Origin of the sequence: Rhizobacter sp. (genome assembly GCA_019635355.1) — a bacterium.
In the GTDB taxonomy this organism is placed as follows: domain Bacteria; phylum Pseudomonadota; class Gammaproteobacteria; order Burkholderiales; family Burkholderiaceae_C; genus Rhizobacter.
The window spans coordinates 3,522,465-3,539,075 of the sequence record JAHBZQ010000001.1 but is presented as its reverse complement, the minus strand read 5'-3'; the positions used below and the strand labels follow the sequence as shown (position 1 = coordinate 3,539,075).

The 16,611-nt window shown below is 69.9% G+C and carries 15 protein-coding genes; 6 read left to right on the top strand and 9 right to left on the bottom strand.

All coding sequences use genetic code 11. From position 1 onward, the window contains the following. Positions 1-4: 4 nt before the first annotated feature. From KF892_16165 to KF892_16155, 3 genes are read right to left on the bottom strand one after another with little or no spacing between them, the layout of a single operon-like run. On the bottom strand, positions 5-1,705 hold the full coding sequence (locus KF892_16165) for an NAD+ synthase (GenBank protein MBX3626556.1): 1,701 nt from the start codon (positions 1,703-1,705) through the stop codon (positions 5-7). Then, positions 1,705-2,898 (bottom strand): nicotinate phosphoribosyltransferase, encoded by a 1,194-nt coding sequence (pncB, locus tag KF892_16160; GenBank protein ID MBX3626555.1) that lies wholly within the window; start codon positions 2,896-2,898, stop codon positions 1,705-1,707. The genes KF892_16165 and pncB overlap by 1 nt, the downstream gene beginning before the upstream one ends. A gap of 9 nt (positions 2,899-2,907) precedes the next feature. Continuing rightward, on the bottom strand, positions 2,908-3,771 hold the full coding sequence (locus KF892_16155) for an isochorismatase family protein (protein ID MBX3626554.1): 864 nt from the start codon (positions 3,769-3,771) through the stop codon (positions 2,908-2,910). 185 nt (positions 3,772-3,956) lie between these two features. Here KF892_16155 and KF892_16150 point away from each other — a divergent pair, with 185 nt between their 5' ends. The 3 genes from KF892_16150 (at position 3,957) to gshA (ending at position 6,674) form a co-directional block, all read left to right on the top strand. Further along, a complete protein-coding gene (locus KF892_16150) occupies positions 3,957-4,634 on the top strand; it encodes a dienelactone hydrolase family protein (GenBank protein ID MBX3626553.1) in 678 nt (225 codons plus the stop codon). A gap of 10 nt (positions 4,635-4,644) precedes the next feature. Then, positions 4,645-4,962 carry a DUF2322 family protein gene (locus tag KF892_16145; GenBank protein MBX3626552.1) on the top strand — a complete coding sequence of 106 codons (318 nt, stop codon included), beginning with the start codon at positions 4,645-4,647 and terminating at the stop codon, positions 4,960-4,962. 185 nt (positions 4,963-5,147) lie between these two features. Beyond that, complete coding sequence (gene gshA, locus KF892_16140; GenBank protein MBX3626551.1) at positions 5,148-6,674, top strand: glutamate--cysteine ligase; 1,527 nt, start codon at positions 5,148-5,150, stop codon at positions 6,672-6,674. A gap of 30 nt (positions 6,675-6,704) precedes the next feature. Here the strand turns inward: gshA and KF892_16135 are convergent, their stop codons facing one another. After that, on the bottom strand, positions 6,705-7,265 hold the full coding sequence (locus KF892_16135) for a GAF domain-containing protein (protein ID MBX3626550.1): 561 nt from the start codon (positions 7,263-7,265) through the stop codon (positions 6,705-6,707). 144 nt (positions 7,266-7,409) lie between these two features. Between KF892_16135 and KF892_16130 the strand changes: the two genes are divergently transcribed. The 3 genes from KF892_16130 (at position 7,410) to KF892_16120 (ending at position 9,067) form a co-directional block, all read left to right on the top strand. After that, positions 7,410-8,117 carry a hypothetical protein gene (locus KF892_16130; protein ID MBX3626549.1) on the top strand — a complete coding sequence of 236 codons (708 nt, stop codon included), beginning with the start codon at positions 7,410-7,412 and terminating at the stop codon, positions 8,115-8,117. 102 nt (positions 8,118-8,219) lie between these two features. After that, positions 8,220-8,711 carry a hypothetical protein gene (locus KF892_16125; protein MBX3626548.1) on the top strand — a complete coding sequence of 164 codons (492 nt, stop codon included), beginning with the start codon at positions 8,220-8,222 and terminating at the stop codon, positions 8,709-8,711. 152 nt (positions 8,712-8,863) lie between these two features. Then, positions 8,864-9,067, top strand: coding sequence for a CsbD family protein (locus tag KF892_16120; GenBank protein ID MBX3626547.1), 204 nt, complete (start codon positions 8,864-8,866; stop codon positions 9,065-9,067). 72 nt (positions 9,068-9,139) lie between these two features. On the opposite strand, the gene KF892_16115 is transcribed toward KF892_16120, so the two are convergent. From KF892_16115 to KF892_16095, 5 genes are read right to left on the bottom strand one after another with little or no spacing between them, the layout of a single operon-like run. Further along, the gene (locus KF892_16115; GenBank protein MBX3626546.1) at positions 9,140-10,321 is read right to left on the bottom strand and encodes a VWA domain-containing protein; all 1,182 of its coding nucleotides are present in this window, start codon (positions 10,319-10,321) and stop codon (positions 9,140-9,142) included. 8 nt (positions 10,322-10,329) lie between these two features. After that, positions 10,330-12,603, bottom strand: a complete 2,274-nt coding sequence (locus KF892_16110; GenBank protein MBX3626545.1) for a hypothetical protein — start codon at positions 12,601-12,603, stop codon at positions 10,330-10,332. A 13-nt stretch (positions 12,604-12,616) separates the two neighbouring features. Then, complete coding sequence (locus KF892_16105) at positions 12,617-13,723, bottom strand: AAA family ATPase (protein MBX3626544.1); 1,107 nt, start codon at positions 13,721-13,723, stop codon at positions 12,617-12,619. Beyond that, the gene (locus KF892_16100; GenBank protein MBX3626543.1) at positions 13,720-15,273 is read right to left on the bottom strand and encodes a hypothetical protein; all 1,554 of its coding nucleotides are present in this window, start codon (positions 15,271-15,273) and stop codon (positions 13,720-13,722) included. The genes KF892_16105 and KF892_16100 overlap by 4 nt, the downstream gene beginning before the upstream one ends. Then, positions 15,270-16,604, bottom strand: a complete 1,335-nt coding sequence (locus tag KF892_16095) for an SWIM zinc finger family protein (protein ID MBX3626542.1) — start codon at positions 16,602-16,604, stop codon at positions 15,270-15,272. Before KF892_16095 ends, KF892_16100 begins: the two co-directional genes overlap by 4 nt. Positions 16,605-16,611: the final 7 nt, after the last annotated feature.

Here is a 16,611-nt window from a genome sequence, read left to right as displayed (position 1 = left end):
CACCTCAGACGTGTTTCGCGGCAATGGGCATCTGCCGCCCGGTGCCGAAGGCGCGTGCACGCACGCGGATGATGGGCGGCGACTGGCGCCGCTTGTATTCGTTGCGGGCGATCATCGTGCGCACCCGCTGCACCAGGGCGGCCCCCTCGGGCCTGGCGGTCAGCTTGTCGACGAAGCCGGTGGCCTGCGCGAACTCCCAGGCGGCGAGGCGCGGGCCTTCGATCAGCACCTTGAGCACTTCGTCGAGCACCTCGTAGGGCGGCAGGCTGTCGGTGTCTTTCTGGTCGGGGGCGAGTTCGGCCGAGGGCGGCTTGTCGATGATGGCGACAGGGATCAGCTCGCGGCCGGCCGCTTCGTTCACATGGCGCGAGAGCGCGAACACCTCCGTCTTGTAGAGATCGCCCAGCAGGCCGAGGCCGCCGTTGGTGTCTCCGTACAGCGTGCAGTAGCCGACCGAGATCTCGGACTTGTTGCCGGTGGTCAGCAGCAGGTGGCCGAAGTGGTTGCTGTACTCCATGAGGATCGTGCCGCGGATGCGTGCCTGCAGGTTCTCGAGCGGCAGGCCCACGAGCGGCGTGCCGAAGCTCGCCTCGAACTGCTTCGCATAGCCATCGACCAGCTCCTTGATCGGGTGCGTGTGGAGCGCGATGCCGAGGTTGCGGCACAACGTGACCGAGTCGTCGACCGAGCCCGACGAGGAGAACTTCGACGGCATCGTCACGCCCACCACGTTGTCGGGCCCCAGCGCTTCGGCGGCCAGCGCCAGCGTGAGCGCGCTGTCGATGCCGCCCGAGGAGCCGACGACCACCCGGCCAAAGCCACAGCGGCGGGCGTAGTCGCGCAGGCCCAGCACGATCTGCGCGCGATAGAAGGCCATCGTCGACAGCCCCTTCGGGTCGACCGCCGGCAGCGCCTCGCCGGCACGGGTGAGGAAGCGGCCGTTGTCGAAGCGCAGCACGCGCAGGTCTTCCACGAAACGCTGCGCCTCGTAGACCACACCCCGCTCGGGCTCTACGGCAAACGAGGCACCGTCGAACACGACCTGGTCCTGCCCGCCCACCTGGTTGACATAGAGGATGGGCAGGCCGTGGCGCTTGCTCGCATCGCCGAACACCTGGTGCCGCTGCTCGCGCTTGCCGATGTTGGACGGGCTTGCGTTGATGCTCACCACCAGGTCGGGCGCCGCATCGCGCATGCGCTCGAAGGGGTTGACGCGGTAGTCCTGCCCTTCGTCGTTCCAGCCGTCTTCGCAGATCATCACGCCGACCTGGGTGTGGCCGATGCGCAGCACGCGGGCCACGTCGGGGCCGGGCTCGAAGTGGCGGTGCTCGTCGAAGATGTTGTACGTGGGCAAGAGTTGCTTGGCGTACTGCAGCACCACCTCACCCGCATGGATGACAAGCAGCATGTTGTGCAGGCGCTTGCCCGGGCCGACGCGCGGCACCGGCGCACCCAGCACCCAGTGCAGGTTGCGCAACTGGCGCGAGGCGCTCTTCAGGCTCTCGATGCCGGCGGCCACGCGGTCCATGAAGTGCAGCTCGTCGAGCAGGTCGCCGGGGTAGTAGCCGGTGAGCGAGAGCTCCGAGAACACGATCAGCTCGGCGCCGTCGCGCGCGGCCTGCTGCGCGGCCGCGATCATCTTCTGCGCGTTGCCTTCGATGTCGCCAACGAAGTAGTTGAGCTGGGCGACGGCGATGTGGAGCATCAAGTCACCTCCTTCACGTTGAACACCTGGCGCAGGTAGGCCAGGAAAGTCTGGTCTTCGCAGAGCGTCTTGCCCGGCGAGTCGGACAGTTTCGCGACCGGCTGGCCGTTGCAGTGGGTCAGCTTCATCACGATGTTGAGCGGCGTGAGGCCCACGTCGTTGCTGAGCGAGGTGCCGATGCCGAAGCCCGTCTGCGTGCGGTCGGCGAAGTGGCGGTAGAGCTGGAAGGCGGTGGGCAGGTCGAGCCCGTCGCTGAAGACGAGGCGCTTGGTGCGTGCGTCGATGCGCAGCTTCGCGTAGTGCGCGAGCGCCTTCTCGCCCCACACCACGGGGTCACCCGAGTCGTGGCGCAGGCCGTCGAAGAGCTTGGCGAAGTAGAGGTCGAAGTCGGCAAGGAAGGCGTCCATGCCGACCACGTCGGTGAGCGCCACACCGAGGTCGCCGCGGTATTCCTGCACCCAGTCTTCGAGAGCCGCCTTTTGGAAATCGCGCAGGCGCACGCCGAACGCCTGGTAGGCCTGCAGGTACTCGTGGGCCATGGTGCCGATGGGCACGAGGCCGAGGGTGCGCGCCAAGTGCACGTTGGAGCTCCCCTTGAAGAACTGCGGCACGTTCTCCTTCAGCGTCGCCACCACCTCTTCCTGCCACGCGCCGCTGAAGCGCCGGCGCACGCCGAAGTCGAAGAACTCGAAGGGGTTGGCGCGTGCCGGCTCGGCCTCGAAGGCGCGCAGCTGGGCCAGCTTCTCTTGCAGGCGGCGGCGGCCTTCGGCGAGCGCCGGCGCCTGCTCGAAACGCCGGAAGTACAGCTCGTTGACGATCGCGAGCACGTAGATCTCGAACCCCATCACGTGCACCTGCGGCCCCTTGGCCACGATCTCCAGCACCGGGCCCTTGGCGCGCGCCTCGATGAAGCGGCGCTGGAAGCGGAAGATGCGCAGGAAGTCGACGAAGTCGCTCTTGATGAAGCGCAGGCCGCCGAGATAGGCCAGCTCCTCTTCGCGGAACGACAGGCTGCACAGGTGGTCGAGCTGCGCGTTCACCTCGGGCAGCAGCTCGGCCAGCGGGTAGGCCGGCGTGTTGCGGCAGACGAAGCGGTACTCGGCCTGCGCCTGCGGGTGGCCATGCAGCAAGGTCTGCCACATGGTGAACTTGTAGAGGTCGGTCTCGAGCAGGTTGCGGATGACGGGGGTCATGTCAAGCTTTCAACGGTTGGCCAGCAACTCGGGCAGCAGGTCGGCGGTGGTGGCCAATTGCACGCCCCGCCCGCTCATGTCGGCGAGGAAGGCCTCGTGCTGCGCCTGGAACCCACCCACCGGGCTCATGCAGTCGGTGAGCAGCACGATGCGCTCCGGCCGGCCGCCGGGCAGGTGGTCGACGATGTCTTCGGTGGTGGCCTTCACGCAGTGGCTGCTGGCCTCGCCGGCGATCACCAGGAGGTCAGCCGTGTCGAGTGCATCCAGCAGCGTGCGGTTGAGCAGCGTCTCGGGGTCGGCCGCGTCGGGCACCTCGGCTTGCAGCGCGCTGTAGTGCTCGGTGAAGGTATTGCCGCCCTTCATCACCTTGCGCACGACCTTGAGCTGCTGCGTCTCCCACACGTTGTAGGCGTTGCGCACGTCGGGGTGCACGTTGTGGCCCCAGCTGCCCACCTCGCAGTGCACCGGCCACACCATCAGCGTGTAGCGGCCACGGGCGTCGAGCGCGTCGAGGTACGCCAGCGCGCGCGGCAGCATGGCCGGGTCGCGCGGCAGGTATTCGCCGGCGCGCACCTGTTCGGCCTTGATGGCGGTGAATGGGGCCACCGCGCCGCCATCGCCCTTTTGCCAGAAGGTGGGGTGCGCGATGTGCAGGCGGTTGTGCGAGTCGAGGGTGATGGCGATGTCGCTCCACACGGCGCTGGTGTCGCGGATGAACGCGGCCAGGCGCTGCATGTCGGCGTGCGCGCCGGCCACCGGCAGCGTAGGCGCCACACGCTGGCCGGTCAGGGCATCGGCCGGGCGGTAGGAATCGGGCAGGTCGCAGAAGTCGTTCTGAGGATCGATGACGAGAAGTTGGGCTCGACGGCTCATGGTGTTTCTCCTTTGAAGCGAGTTCAGCATAGCGCAATAAGTTGGTCTATGCAACTTGCTGTCTTTGTTTCAGGCGTGGCCCGCGCGTTGCAGCAGGCAGACCGGCTTCTCCCGCCCGTTCGGCAATGTCATGGATCACGCCGTATATTCCTGCCCCACCCCGAATCAACCCCGGAGAGAGCCCCATGAGCACACGCGGCAGCATGATCCAGATGACCATGAGCGACGGCGCCCCCATCGGGGTCTACCACGTCGAGCCGAAGGGCCAACGCCGCGGCGGGCTGGTGCTGATCCAAGAGATCTTCGGCGTCACCGAGCACATCAAGGAGCAGGCCGACCGCTTCGCCGACCAGGGCTTCGAGGTGCTCGCCCCCGCCATCTACGACCGCGAGGCGCCAGGCTTCCAGGCCAGCTACTCCGAAGAAGACGTGGCCAAGGCCATCAAGGTGGCGCGCGAGCTCCACCCCTTCAAGCTGAGCGTGGCCGACGCGCAGACCTGCATCGACGCCCTTGCCAAGAAGGGCAAGGTCTTCATCACCGGCTACTGCTACGGCGGCTCGGTGTCGTGGGCGGCGGCCTGCCGTTGCACCGGCCTCGCCGCCGCCTCGGGCTACTACGGGAGCCTCGTGCCGCAGTTCGCGAACGAGACCCCCAAGTGCCCGACCATCCTGCACTTCGGCAAGCACGACGCCGGCATCCCGCTCGACGGGGTGCAGAAGGTGATCGATGCGCACCCCGAAGTGCCCGTCTACCTGTACGACGCCGGCCACGGCTTCCAGTCCGACCGCCGCAAGGACTACGAACCCGAGAGCGCACGCCTCGCCTTCGAGCGCACGCTGGCGCTCTTCCAGTCGGCGACCTGAGGACGACGACATGGCCTTCGCGGACAACCTCAAGACCCTGCCGCCGGTGAACCACCTCGCCGGCCTGCAACTCCTCGACGACCAGGGCACCACCATCGCCACGCTGGAAAACAAGCCCGGCTCCGCTGGCTCGGTGGCCGTGTACCACGCGCTGGCGCAGCGCTTCGGCGCCATCACGGTGGAGGCCGCGCACGAAGGCCTGACGCTCTACGCCGAGCACACCGCCGACGCCCGCGCCCACCCCGGCAAGCACCCCAACATCGACCGCCTGCTGCAGCTCGTGGAGCGCGGGGGTCGCCTCACGGTGAAGCTGCTGCCGGCGGCTTGACCTAACACAGCTTCGATCAACCCGCTGGCCGGCGCCGGACGCCAAGCTCTGATACCTTCCGCTCCCCTGAGAGGATTGAGGAGACCGTGCATGGACAAGAGACGCGCGCAGCGGGCCGAGCGCCGGGCCGCTCCCAAGCCGGCCCGCATCCCCCTGGGGGATCGCCCGAAGGGCGAGGGGCTGTCATGAGCGACCTGCCAGACCGCCTGCGTGCGCTGCCGAAGAGCGTGCTCACCGGCATCCGCCGCGGCATCGAGAAAGAAAGCCTGCGGGCCCGCCCCGATGCGGCGCTCGCGCTCACGCCGCACCCGGCGGCCCTCGGCTCGGCCCTCACCCACCCGCACATCACCACCGATTTCAGCGAGTCGCAGCTCGAGCTCGTGACCGGCGCGCATGCCTCCATTGAAGGCTGCCTCGGCGAGCTCACGCAGATCCACCAGGCCGTCTACCACGCGATGCAGGCCGCGGGCGACGAGCTGCTGTGGGTGTCGAGCATGCCCTGCGAGCTGCCCACCGACGAGACCATCCCGCTCGGGCGTTATGGCAACTCCAACGTGGGGCGCGCCAAGAGCGTCTACCGCATGGGCCTCGGCCACCGCTACGGCCGGCGCATGCAGACGATCTCGGGCATCCACTACAACTGGTCGCTGCCCGGGGTGTCCGACGAAGGCTACTTCTCGCTGATCCGCAACTTCCGCCGCCATTCCTTCCTGCTGCTCTATCTCTTCGGCGCCTCGCCCGCGGTGGGCGCGAGCTTCGTCGAAGGCCGGCCGCACGAGCTGCAGCAGCTCTCGGAGCGCACGCTCTACATGCCGCACGGCACCTCGCTGCGCATGGGCCGGCTCGGCTACCAGAGCGATGCGCAGGCGAGCCTGGCCGTCAGCTACAACGGCCTGGCGAGCTACGGTGCCTCATTGCAAGACGCGCTGACCCGCCCCTACCCGGCCTATGCCGCGGTGGGCATCCACAACCCGGGCGGCGAGTACAACCAGCTCGCCACCAGCCTCTTGCAGATCGAGAACGAGTTCTACGGGACCATCCGCCCCAAGCGCGTGATCTTCCCCGGCGAGCGCCCGCTGCACGCGCTGCGCGAGCGCGGCGTCGAATACGTCGAAGTGCGGCTGATGGACCTCAACCCCTTCGTGCCCATCGGCATCACCGCCGAGACAACGCGTTTCCTCGACGTCTTCCTGCTGCATTGCCTGCTGAGCGCGAGCCCGCCCGACACGCCCGACGAGATTGCCGCGCTCGGGCGCAACCAGCACCGCACCGCGGCGCGTGGGCGCGAGCCCGGCCTGAAGCTGGAGCGTGGCACGCAGGAGGTGACGCTCGTCGAATGGGGCCTGCAGATCGTCGACGAGTGCCGGCCGATCGCCGCCGCACTCGATGCCGCCCATGGCGGCGAGCTGCACCAGGCGGCGCTCGTGGCCGCGCGTGAGCTGCTGGCCGATGCGAGCCTCACGCCCTCGGCGCGGGTGCTCAACGCGATGGCGCAGGACTTCCAGCACAGCTTTGCGCAGTTCACGCTGGCGCAGAGCCGCCAGACGCAGGCGAGCCTGCTCGCGCTGCCCTTCAGCGCCGAGCAGGCGCTGCACTACGCGCAGATGGCGCAGGCCTCGCTCGAAGAACAGAAACGCGTCGAAGCCACCGACACCCTGCCCTTCGAGGTCTACCGACAGCAGTACCTCTCGCCGCAGCGGCTGGGTTTGTGAACGGACGCCTCGGGCGGTTGACGCTGCGGCCTACGCCTGCAGCAGCCGCTGCGCCAGCGATTTCGCCTCGGCCTCGCGCCGGTGGCGCCGCGCACGGCGCAGCGAGATCGCATCGGCATAGGCCTTGAGCGTGCGGATCTCCACCGCCGTCCAGTGGCGTGTGCGGGCCCGTTCGGCGCAGGCGAGGATGGCAGTCGTCGTGCCGTTGGCGCCGATGGTGGCGTAGAGCACCGAGCGCAGGTCCAGCGGCACGAGGAAGTTGTCGCGCAGGCCCCCCAGGCGTTCGTCGGCCCAGGCATCGTCGCTCGCGAACACGCCCTGCTGCGTCAGTTCCTGCACGTAGGGCAGGATATTGGGGTGGCACACCGGCTCGGTGGCGACCAGCACCCGCTCCGCCGGCCCGTCGTAGCCCACCTGGTGGCGCATCGCCGGGCCTTCCGGCCCCTGCTCGAGCAGCCAGATGCTCACCTGCGAGCACCCCAGCTCGGCCTGCACGTGGCGGCACACCAGCTCCGAGGTCTGGTCGAGGTTGTACGTCCGGGAGTCGAGGCCCAGGGTCAGCTGGTCCAGCAAGGCTTGGAATGTTTTCATGGCCCCGTCGGCAAGTCGGTTCGCAAGTCGGTTCAAAGGGTAGCGGGTGCGTGGAACAGATCAAGCCGGCAAGGCCCTGAAAAGTCGTGCTTAGTCGGCACTCTTCGAGGCTTGACCGCGCGTGCACACCGCTCCAATGGCGGCATGTGGAAGCCCGCCTTGCTTGCCAGTGCCGCGCTGGCCTCGCTGCCGGCGCTGGCCGACGAGGGCCTGACCGCGCTCGAACGGCGCTGGCTGCAGCTCGCCTGGCCGGTCGTCACCTACGCACGCCAGCAAGGCCTGCCGCTCGACATCGTGGTGCAGCCGCAGCCCACGCCGGGGGAAGCGCCACTCGCGATGGCGTATGTCGACGAGCGTTGCAAGCTCGTGCTCTCGATGCGCGGCAACCCTGAGGCCGAGAGCACGCTCACCACCATCCCCACGCCACTGCTCACCCCGGTCGTCGAAGCGATGGCCGCGCATGAACTGGGCCACTGCTGGCGCTACGTGCGCGGCGCCTGGCACACGGTGCCCGCCGGCTTCACCGCCAGCCGCGAGATCGACGATGCCGCCACCCGCGAAGAGTGGCAGGCCATGCAGCAGACCCGCCGCGAAGAGGCCTATGCCGACCTCGTCGGCCTGGCCTGGACGCAGCGCCAGCACCCGCAGCACTACGCCGCCGTGCACGCCTGGCTCGTGGCCTTCCGCGACGACGGCGCCCCACCCGGCAACCACCACGACACGCTGGCCTGGGTCACGCTCGTGCGCGACCCGCTGCGCTTCGCGCCATCGCCCACCACGCCCACCACGCCCTTCGAGGCCGCCTGGCCGCTCTGGCAGGCGGGGCTCGCGTCGGCGGGCCCGGCCAGGTAGGCAATCGCCGACAGCCCCTTGCGCCGCCGTCCGGGTGACGCGCCGCGCCCGCCTGGGGACGATGCGACGAAACGGCCCGCCGGGCCGGCAAGGAGCATGTTCATGGACAGTACGTCAAAGCACGAAACCCTCGGCGTCTTCGCCCCCGTCGGCCACGTGATCGTCTCGTTTCCCACCCAGCAGGACATGGGTGCGGCGGCCGATGCGCTGCGCGATGCCGGCTTCGCCGACACCGACCTCACCCGCTACAGCGCCGACCAGATGCGCGAGCAGGTCGACCTCGACCTGGCCAAGGCCAGCCCGCTCGCCAACCTGGGCCAGGAGATCAACCTCGCACGCGCCCGCGGCGAGCTGGCCGACGAGGGCTACAGCTTCCTCGTCGTGAAGGCCAAGGAAGAAGCGCAATGGACGCAGGTGGCCGAGATCGCACGCCGCTTCCACGCCGAGCGGGCGCAGCGATACGGCCAGTTCATCATCGAAGAGCTGATCGAGCCGAGCGGCGACGAGCAGCAGACCTTCGAATCCCCCGACCGTGGCCTCGACGCGCAGACGCGCTCGGGCGAAGAGAAGGACCTCGCCCCGCACCGCCGCTAGCGCGTCGCGCCGACCTGCGATGTAGGCGCGGTCCGACCTCGATCCGCGCCGCCCTCTCGCAGCCTTCCCGTGAGGCGGCGCGTAGGCTTCCAGCACGGTGAGACGTGAACGCCACGTCTCGGTGTTTCAACCCGACTGAAGGAGATGTCCCCATGAACAAGGACCAGGTGAAAGGCGCCATGAAGGACGCCGCCGGCAAGGTGCAACGCAAGGCCGGCGAGGCGCTCGGCAGCCCCAAGCACGAAGCCCGTGGTGCGGCCAAACAGGTCGAGGGCAAGGTGCAGAAGCGCTACGGCGATGCGAAGGAGGCGTTGAAGGACGCCGACCGCAACCTGCGCCGTGATGACGACCTCTGATCGGCGGTTGACCGTCCGGTGACACCCCAAGGCCCCGCGAGGGGCCTTTTTCATGTGGACGCAGCGGGCCGCTCAGCGCGCCTTGGCACTCGTGACCAGGCCCTGCCCGGCGGCCCACGCGTTCACGTCGTCGCGGCGAATGGCCGCCGCCATCAGGCCGGGGAAGGCATCGGGCGTGCAGGCGAACGAAGGCACCCCCAAGGCGGCGAGCTTGGCCGCGAGCGCATGGTCGTAGGCGGGCGCCCCTTCGTCGCTCAGCGCCAGCAGGGTGATGAACTGCACGCCGCTCTCGACCAGCTCGGCGGCGCGGCGCAGCAGGTTGGCCTCGACGCCGCCTTCGTACAGGTCGGAAATGAGCACGAAGATGGTGTTGCGCGGCTCGCGGATGATGGACTGGCAATAGCCCACCGCGCCGTTGATGTCGGTGCCACCCCCGAGCTGCACGCCGAAGAGCAGCTCCACCGGGTCGTCGAGCTGCTCGCTCAGGTCGACCACCGCGGTGTCGAAGACCACGAGCTTGGTGGCCACCGCCGGCAGCGAGGCCATCACCGCGCCGAAGATGCTGGCGTAGACCACCGAGTTGGCCATCGAGCCGCTCTGGTCGATGCACAGCACCACCTCACGCTGCGGCCGGCGTGCCTTGCGGCCGTAGCCGACCAGGGTCTCGGGCACCACGGTGCGGTACTCGGGCTGCCAGTGCTTGAGGTTGGCGCGGATGGTGCGCTGCCAGTCGATCTCGGCATGGCGCGGCCGGCGGTTGCGGCGGCTGCGGTCGAGCGCGCCGGTGATGGCCGAGCGCATCGGCTCTTCCAGGCGCTTCATCAGCTCGTCGACCACCGCGCGCACCACCTGGCGCGCGGTCTCCTTGGTGCCGGCCGGGATCACGTGCGACAGCGCCATCAGGCTGGCCACCAGGTGCACGTCGGGCTGCACGCTCTGCAGCATCTCGGGCTGCAGCAGCATGTCGCGCAGGTTCAGGCGCTCCAGCGCATCACGCTGCATCACCTGCACCACCTGGCTCGGGAAGTACTTGCGGATGTCGCCCAGCCAGCGGGCCACGCTCGGGGCCGAGCCGCCGCGGCCACCGCGCCGGTCGCGCGATTGCAGGCCGCCGGGGCCCTGCGGTTCGTAGAGCGCGGCGAGGGCCTGGTCCATCTCGAGCGCCGGGCCGGCGAGCGCGCCACAGGACGCTTCGGCCTCCTGGCCCAGCACCAGGCGCCAGCGGCGCAGGCGGTCGTCGTCGTTCGTGCTCATGCTCGTGCTCATGCTTCCAGCCCCAGGATGCGGCGCAGCACCGGCAACGGCATCACCGCACGTGTCTCGTCCCAGCTGTGCGCCACGACCGTGGCCGAAGCGTCGGGCGCGCCTTGTCGCGCACGCTGGCCGAGGTCACGCCGCTCACCCGGCCCGAAGGCCGAGAAGCTGCGCCGCACCAGCGGCAGCACGCGCAGGAAATGCTCATCGCTCAGGCTGGCCAGCCAAGCATCGACCAGCCGCCACACCTGGGGGTCGTGCAGCAGCACCACCGCGTTGCGGTTGAGGAAGCCGTCGAGCCACGCCGCGGCCTTGCCCGGGTCGGCCCCCGACGAAAGGTGCAGCGACAGCGCCTGCGCCGCCTGCTCGTGCGCCCAGGCCCCGGTGTCGAGCAGCAGGCGCACGGCCACGCCTTGCAGCAACTCGTGCGCGCCCGATGACGCGGCCAGCTGCACAAGCGCCCGTTGCCACGCCTGCGTCTGCTCTTCGCCATCGCGCAGCGCCACCGCGGCGTGCGCGCCGAGCAGCTTGTCGCGCAGGGTCTCGGCCGCCGCATCGTCGAGCGACGAGGCGGCCAGCGGCAGGCTGATCGCGGCGCGCACGATCAGCCCGTCGAGCACATGGCCCACCATCGACGCGTCGGTCTGTCGCACGTTGCCGTAGCGGAACACATTGGCCAGCGGCGGCAGGGCCGCCAGCAACTGCTGTGCATCGCCGGTGACGGCCGCGCGGTTTTCCAGCGCCTGCGTCACGGCCGCCACCGCATGGTCGAGGTCGGCGAGCAGCACGCTGTCGACCAGCGCCGACAGGGCGACCAGATCGGAGCTCTGCGCGCTGCGGTCGATGGCGCGGGCGGTGGCCGCCTCTTCGACCGTGCGGCCCCACACGCTGGCTTCGATCAGCCGCAGCACGAACTCGGGTTGCCACTGCAGCGACCAGACCTCATGGAAGGTGCCGCGTGCCGAGCGGCCCACCTTGGCCAGGCTGCCCCAGGCGACACCGATCAGGTTGAGGCGGTGCAGCAGGTGGCTGCGGGCCAGGTCGTTGGCGTTGCGCAGGTCGAGGTCGAGCGTCTTCTGCAAGGCTTCGGGCCTGAGGCGCAGCGACTTCTGCGCCTGCTCCAGGTCACGCTGCAGCGGCACCACCGGCACGTCGGGCGGCACGCTGCCGAAACGGTCGCCGACGACCAGCGCGTCGTGGATGAAATGCAGCACCGTGTCGTCGCCCAGCGTGAGCACGGTGCGGGTGGCCTCGTGCAGCTCTTCCAGGCCGGGTGCCGGCCGCTCGCGCAGCGCCGCCAGCGCCTCGGCGAGGCGCGAGGCTTCGATCAGGTGCGCCGACGAACAGTCGAGCTCGCGCTCGCGCATCAGCCGCGCCACGCGGGCCAGCCAGCCGATGGCACGCGGCTGCGGGCTGCCGTGGCTCTTCCACAGGTGCTCGTACCAGCCGGGCGAGGCGATGCCGGCGCCGTAGCCGCTGGCACGCGAGAGGTGGCGGTAGGTCCAGGGCACCCAGGTGGTCTGCACCTTCAGCTTGGGCAGGCCCTTGAGCAAGGCGGTGTCGGCCTTCACGGTGTGCTCGGCCACCAGGCCGCCCAGGTGCCAGGCGCCGCACACCACCGCGATGCGCTCGAAGCCTTCCTTCTGCGCGGCGCGGATGCTCTGGCGCATGTGCGCTTCGCGCAGGGCCTCGCGGCGTGCGTCGGCGTCTGTCCTCGGCCGGTCACCGGCTTCGGCGCGCAGCGTGGTCATCGCTTCGTGGATGGCGGCGAAGAGCTCTTCACCGTCACCCCGCTCTTCGACCATGTGGTTCCACCAGGCTTCGCCATCGGCATGGCCGGAGGCGCGGGCGAACCAGTCGAGCGGGTCGCCGGTCTCGACATGAGGGCCTTCGTCGGGCAGGGCCTCGCGGTCGTCTTCCACCTCGGCCTCGGGCGGCGGCGCATCGCGCTCGGCCTGGTCGAGCGCCAGGCCATGCACCAGCGGCAGGTCGATGAAGCGCGCCGGCACCCCCGCCAGCACCGACCAGCGCAGGGCCTGCCACTCGGGCGAGAACTCGGCGAAGGGGTGATAGACCGCGAGGCGGGTGTCGTCGGGGCAGTGGCTCAGCAGCGCCACGGGGGGCTGCATGCCATCGGCGACCACGGCACGCACCAGCTCGTCGGCTTCGGGCGGGCCTTCGATCAGCACACAGTCGGGCCGCAGCGCCTCGAAGGCCCGCAGCAGGCTGCGGGCACAGCCGGGGCCGTGGTGGCGGATGCCGAAGTAGTGCGGTGCGGGCATCGGCGGCAGCGGTTCAGCTGAGGTCGCGGAAGGCGCGGTACAGGTCCTTCCACTCGCTGCGCTCTTTCATCACCGTTTCGAGGTATTCGTTCCAGACCACGTTGTCCTGCACCGGGTCTTTCACCACCGCGCCGATCAGGCCCGAAGCGAGGTCGTGCGCGCGCAGCACCCCGTCGCCGAAGTGGCCGGCGAGGGCCATGCCGCTGTTGATCACCGAGATGGCCTCGGCGGTCGAGAGCGTGGCGCTCGGCGACTTGATCTGCGTCTTGCCGTCTTCCGTCTTGCCGTTGCGCAGCTCGCGGAAGATCTGCACGATGCGCCGCACCTCCTTCAGCGCCGGTGGCTCGGCCGGCAGCTGCAGCGCGCGGCCCAGTTCGGCCACCCGCTTGACGACGATGGAGACTTCTTCGTCTTCGGTGGCCGGCACTGGCAGCACCACGGTGTTGAAGCGCCGCTTGAGAGCGGCCGAGAGTTCGTTGACCCCCTTGTCGCGGTTGTTGGCGGTCGCGATCACGCTGAAGCCGCGCGAGGCCTGCACCTCGCTGCCGAGCTCGGGGATGGGCAGAGTCTTCTCGGACAGCACGGTGATGAGGCTGTCCTGCACGTCGGCGGGGATGCGGGTGAGTTCTTCGATGCGTGCGATGCGGCCACGGCGCATGGCCTGCATCAGCGGGCTGGCGACGAGTGCAGCCTCCGACGGCCCGTGGGCCAGCAGCTGCGCGTAGTTCCAGCCATAGCGCAACTGCTCTTCGCTGGTGCCCGCGGTGCCCTGGATCAAGAGCGTGGAGTCGCCGCTGATGGCCGCGGCCAGGTGCTCCGACACCCACGACTTGGCCGTGCCGGGCACGCCGTAGAGCAAGAGCGCGCGGTCGGTGGCGAGCGTGGCGACGGCGATCTCCATCAGGCGGGCGCTGCCGATGTACTTGGCGCTGACCTCGAAGCCGTTGTCGAGCTTGCCACCCATCAGGTAGCGCACCACGGCCCAGGGCGACAACGCCCAGTTCTCGGGCCGCGCACGGTCATCGACGCGGCGCAGCTCGGCCAGCTCTTCGGCGAACTGCACTTCGGCATGCTGGCGCATCACCTGCTGGGGGGTCGTCGCGGCAGTGGAAGCGGTCATGGTGTCCTCGAGGTGATGAAGGAATGAAGGGCCTGGCGCACCGCCACCACCTGTGTGGCGGCGTGCAGCGTCTGCCCCATGGAGGGCGTGAGTTCGTCTTGCTGGGCGAGCTGCGACAGGCGCGGCAGCAGCTCGTGGTGCAGCGCGCAGCAGAGTTCGGGGAGCAGCGAGCGCAAGGCGTAGTCGTCGGCGAAGGTGCGGCCCCCAACACGCGGCACGATGGCCTCGACGAGCCGCTCCGAAAGTTCGCGCGAGAGCGACTCGCCCGGGGCACAGGCCGTGAGCACCTGCTGCACGATGCCCGGCACCGACACCTGGCCCTGGCCCAGGTGGCGCAGCCAGTGGCGCTCGCGCGCGGCGGGTGGCAGCAAGGCCAGCACGGTGGCCGGGTCGTCGCGCAGGTACTTGGCAGGCCAGTGGTCGAGGAAGGCATTGCACCAGGCGGCTTCGGGCGCGGCCAGCAGCACGTCGCGCCAGCCTCGCAGCAGGGCTTCGGCCCAGTCGGTGTCGTGGGCCCAGGCGATGAGGGCGGGGGCGTCGAGCTCGGTGTGAGTGGTCCACCAACCCAGCGGCACCTGGCGCACCAGCTGGTAGAGCCACCAGGCGCGTTCACCGAGCGTCTCGTGCTTGGGCCGGGCCGCGTCGACGTTGTCGGCTTTCCAGTCGGCGGCTTCCGCCGTGGGGGCGTCGATCTGCCAGCGTTTGCGCAGCAGCACCCGTTCGTGCCGGAGCAGCGGCGCGAGGCGCACGGTCGCGCGTTGGGGATGGGCGGCGGTGGGCAGGCGCAGCAGCAGCTGGCAGGCCACTTGTCGCACCTCGCGGCTGCGGTCGGCGCGCAGGCGATCGAGCAGGGCTTCGTCATCGGGGCCGAGGCCTTCGGCCAACACGGCCAGGAGCTCGGCGCGTTCCTTGGCGGGCAGTTCTTCCAGGGCGGCGGCGTAGCGCTCGCGGGCGGCGGCCGGGTTGTGGCGGCGCTCGTGCAGCAGGACCTCGCGGCGCTGCTCCAGGCTGCCGTCGGTCCAGCGTTGGGCATCGGGCGTGTCGGCGTCGGCACCGGCGGCGTATCGCCATTCGTCGCGTTGTGCGGCAAGCCATAGGCCGCGCTGGTCGAGCACCGGCAGCAACACGGCGCGCAAGGCGATCGACCGACGGCCCGCATCGAGCGCGGCCGGCAGCAGGGTGTGCGGCAAGCGGTGCTGCGCCGACCCGAGCTGCAGGCACAGCCACTGCACAAGGCGCGGCGGGCCCTCGGCCAAGGACCACGCGATGAGGCTGCGCAATGGACCCTCGGGCACCGGCGGCCAGGCGTCGTCAGGTGCGGGCGAAGGCACGGCCTGCGTCCACGCGGCACCTTGTGCACCGGCGAGGCCACACACGGCCAGCACACCGGCGGCTCGCAGCAAGCCATTCGCAGGATGTTCGGCCGATTGCGCGGCACGCTCCATCACCTCCCCCACCTCGCCCGGCCAGCGTGGCAAGGGGCCGGGTTGCCGGTCGGTGCCGACCATGGCGACGGGCAGCATCGGGGCCCAGGGGGAACCTGCGCTCATTCGGCCCCCCGTTGCCACAGCACACCCTCGGCCGGGCCGCGCCAGGCGGTCAGCGGGACGAGCTGCTCGCCGTCCCACTCGCCCATCAACTGGCAGGGACGACCCCCGGTCGACGCCATCAGCTGCCACCGGTTATGTTCGCCCAGGTGGAGCGGCACCGCTTCATCAGCACTCAGTGCCAGCACCTTGGGGCCTTGAATCATCACGATGGCCTTCGCCAGCACCCGCGGGTGGGTGCCCGTCCAGGGGCAGGCCGACACCCGCTGGGCGATCGCAAGCCGCTCCTCGGCCGGCGTCGCAACCGGCCACACGGCGGGGCCCGGCACTGCCGGAGCGTCGGCCCACAAGGCCCGCACACCCGCCGCACCCGGGAAGAAGGCCAGCGCACCCTCGACACCGGTGCCCACCAGCCAGCTCTGCTCGAAGCCGCGCCCACCGAAGGCATGGTCCAGCAGGCAGGCACGGCGGCCCGTCTGCTGGCCGTGCAGCCACACCCGGCGCTCGGTCAGCTTGTCATCGCGTTCTTCGACTGCGATGCCGAGCACCGTCCAGCGGTCGTTCATCCGGGGCCCGCTGGCCAGCACCTCGGCCTTGTCCTGCGGCCACCCGAGTGCACTTTGCAGGTCGGCCTGCTGCTCGGGCGAGAGCTGCTCGCGGCGCTGGAGCGCATCGCACATGAGCTGCAACACCCCGAGGCGATGCAACAGCCGCTCGGGCGACGACACGCCACGGCCGGCGCACTGTGCGGCCTCTCGCACGTGGAAGGCCAGGCCGGGCGCCTGCGCATCCACCATACGCGCTGCCATCGTGTGCCAGGTCCGGAGGGTCTCGTCGTTCAAGGCACCGAGGCCCCGCGCGAGCTGATCGGCCAACCAGCGTTGCAGCTCTTCGCCTGCGGCCGTCATGCGTTGCCAACGCTGGGCCTCGCGCTTGGCCACCGCCTGCGGGTCGGGCGGAGGAGCACTCGCTTTCTCGCGCTGACGCTCTTCCTGCTTCTGCGCCTTTTCGTGGCGCGAGGCCAGCCACTCGCTGACCCAGGCCGGCGCGTCGGTTGCCTTGAAGAGCGACTCGTCCTGCGCCCGCATCATCAGCAACGCCAAGCCGTGCTTGCAGGGGAACTTGCGGCTCGGGCAACTGCAGCGAAACGCCGGCCCGTTGAAGTCGACTTGCGTCTGGTAGGGCTTGGAGCCGCTGCCCTGGCACTCGCCCCAGGCCGCCGCATCGTTCGCCCCGAGCAACGGCCACTTGCCCGCCGAGGTCAGGCCACGGGCTGCCTTTGCCGACGCATCGTCGGGCGCCAGCGCCACCACCCCCTCCAGGCTCCACTGCATGCCGTCC

Bases quoted from the DNA above. Each gene is read 5' to 3' on its own strand.
- KF892_16165 (MBX3626556.1), bottom strand. From the start codon at position 1,705: ATGCTCCACATCGCCGTCGCCCAGCTCAACTACTTCGTTGGCGACATC.
- pncB (MBX3626555.1), bottom strand. From the start codon at position 2,898: ATGACCCCCGTCATCCGCAACCTGCTCGAGACCGACCTCTACAAGTTC.
- KF892_16155 (MBX3626554.1), bottom strand. From the start codon at position 3,771: ATGAGCCGTCGAGCCCAACTTCTCGTCATCGATCCTCAGAACGACTTC.
- KF892_16150 (MBX3626553.1), top strand. From the start codon at position 3,957: ATGAGCACACGCGGCAGCATGATCCAGATGACCATGAGCGACGGCGCC.
- KF892_16145 (MBX3626552.1), top strand. From the start codon at position 4,645: ATGGCCTTCGCGGACAACCTCAAGACCCTGCCGCCGGTGAACCACCTC.
- gshA (MBX3626551.1), top strand. From the start codon at position 5,148: ATGAGCGACCTGCCAGACCGCCTGCGTGCGCTGCCGAAGAGCGTGCTC.
- KF892_16135 (MBX3626550.1), bottom strand. From the start codon at position 7,265: ATGAAAACATTCCAAGCCTTGCTGGACCAGCTGACCCTGGGCCTCGAC.
- KF892_16130 (MBX3626549.1), top strand. From the start codon at position 7,410: ATGTGGAAGCCCGCCTTGCTTGCCAGTGCCGCGCTGGCCTCGCTGCCG.
- KF892_16125 (MBX3626548.1), top strand. From the start codon at position 8,220: ATGGACAGTACGTCAAAGCACGAAACCCTCGGCGTCTTCGCCCCCGTC.
- KF892_16120 (MBX3626547.1), top strand. From the start codon at position 8,864: ATGAACAAGGACCAGGTGAAAGGCGCCATGAAGGACGCCGCCGGCAAG.
- KF892_16115 (MBX3626546.1), bottom strand. From the start codon at position 10,321: ATGAGCACGAACGACGACGACCGCCTGCGCCGCTGGCGCCTGGTGCTG.
- KF892_16110 (MBX3626545.1), bottom strand. From the start codon at position 12,603: ATGCCCGCACCGCACTACTTCGGCATCCGCCACCACGGCCCCGGCTGT.
- KF892_16105 (MBX3626544.1), bottom strand. From the start codon at position 13,723: ATGACCGCTTCCACTGCCGCGACGACCCCCCAGCAGGTGATGCGCCAG.
- KF892_16100 (MBX3626543.1), bottom strand. From the start codon at position 15,273: ATGAGCGCAGGTTCCCCCTGGGCCCCGATGCTGCCCGTCGCCATGGTC.
- KF892_16095 (MBX3626542.1), bottom strand. From the start codon at position 16,604: ATGCAGTGGAGCCTGGAGGGGGTGGTGGCGCTGGCGCCCGACGATGCG.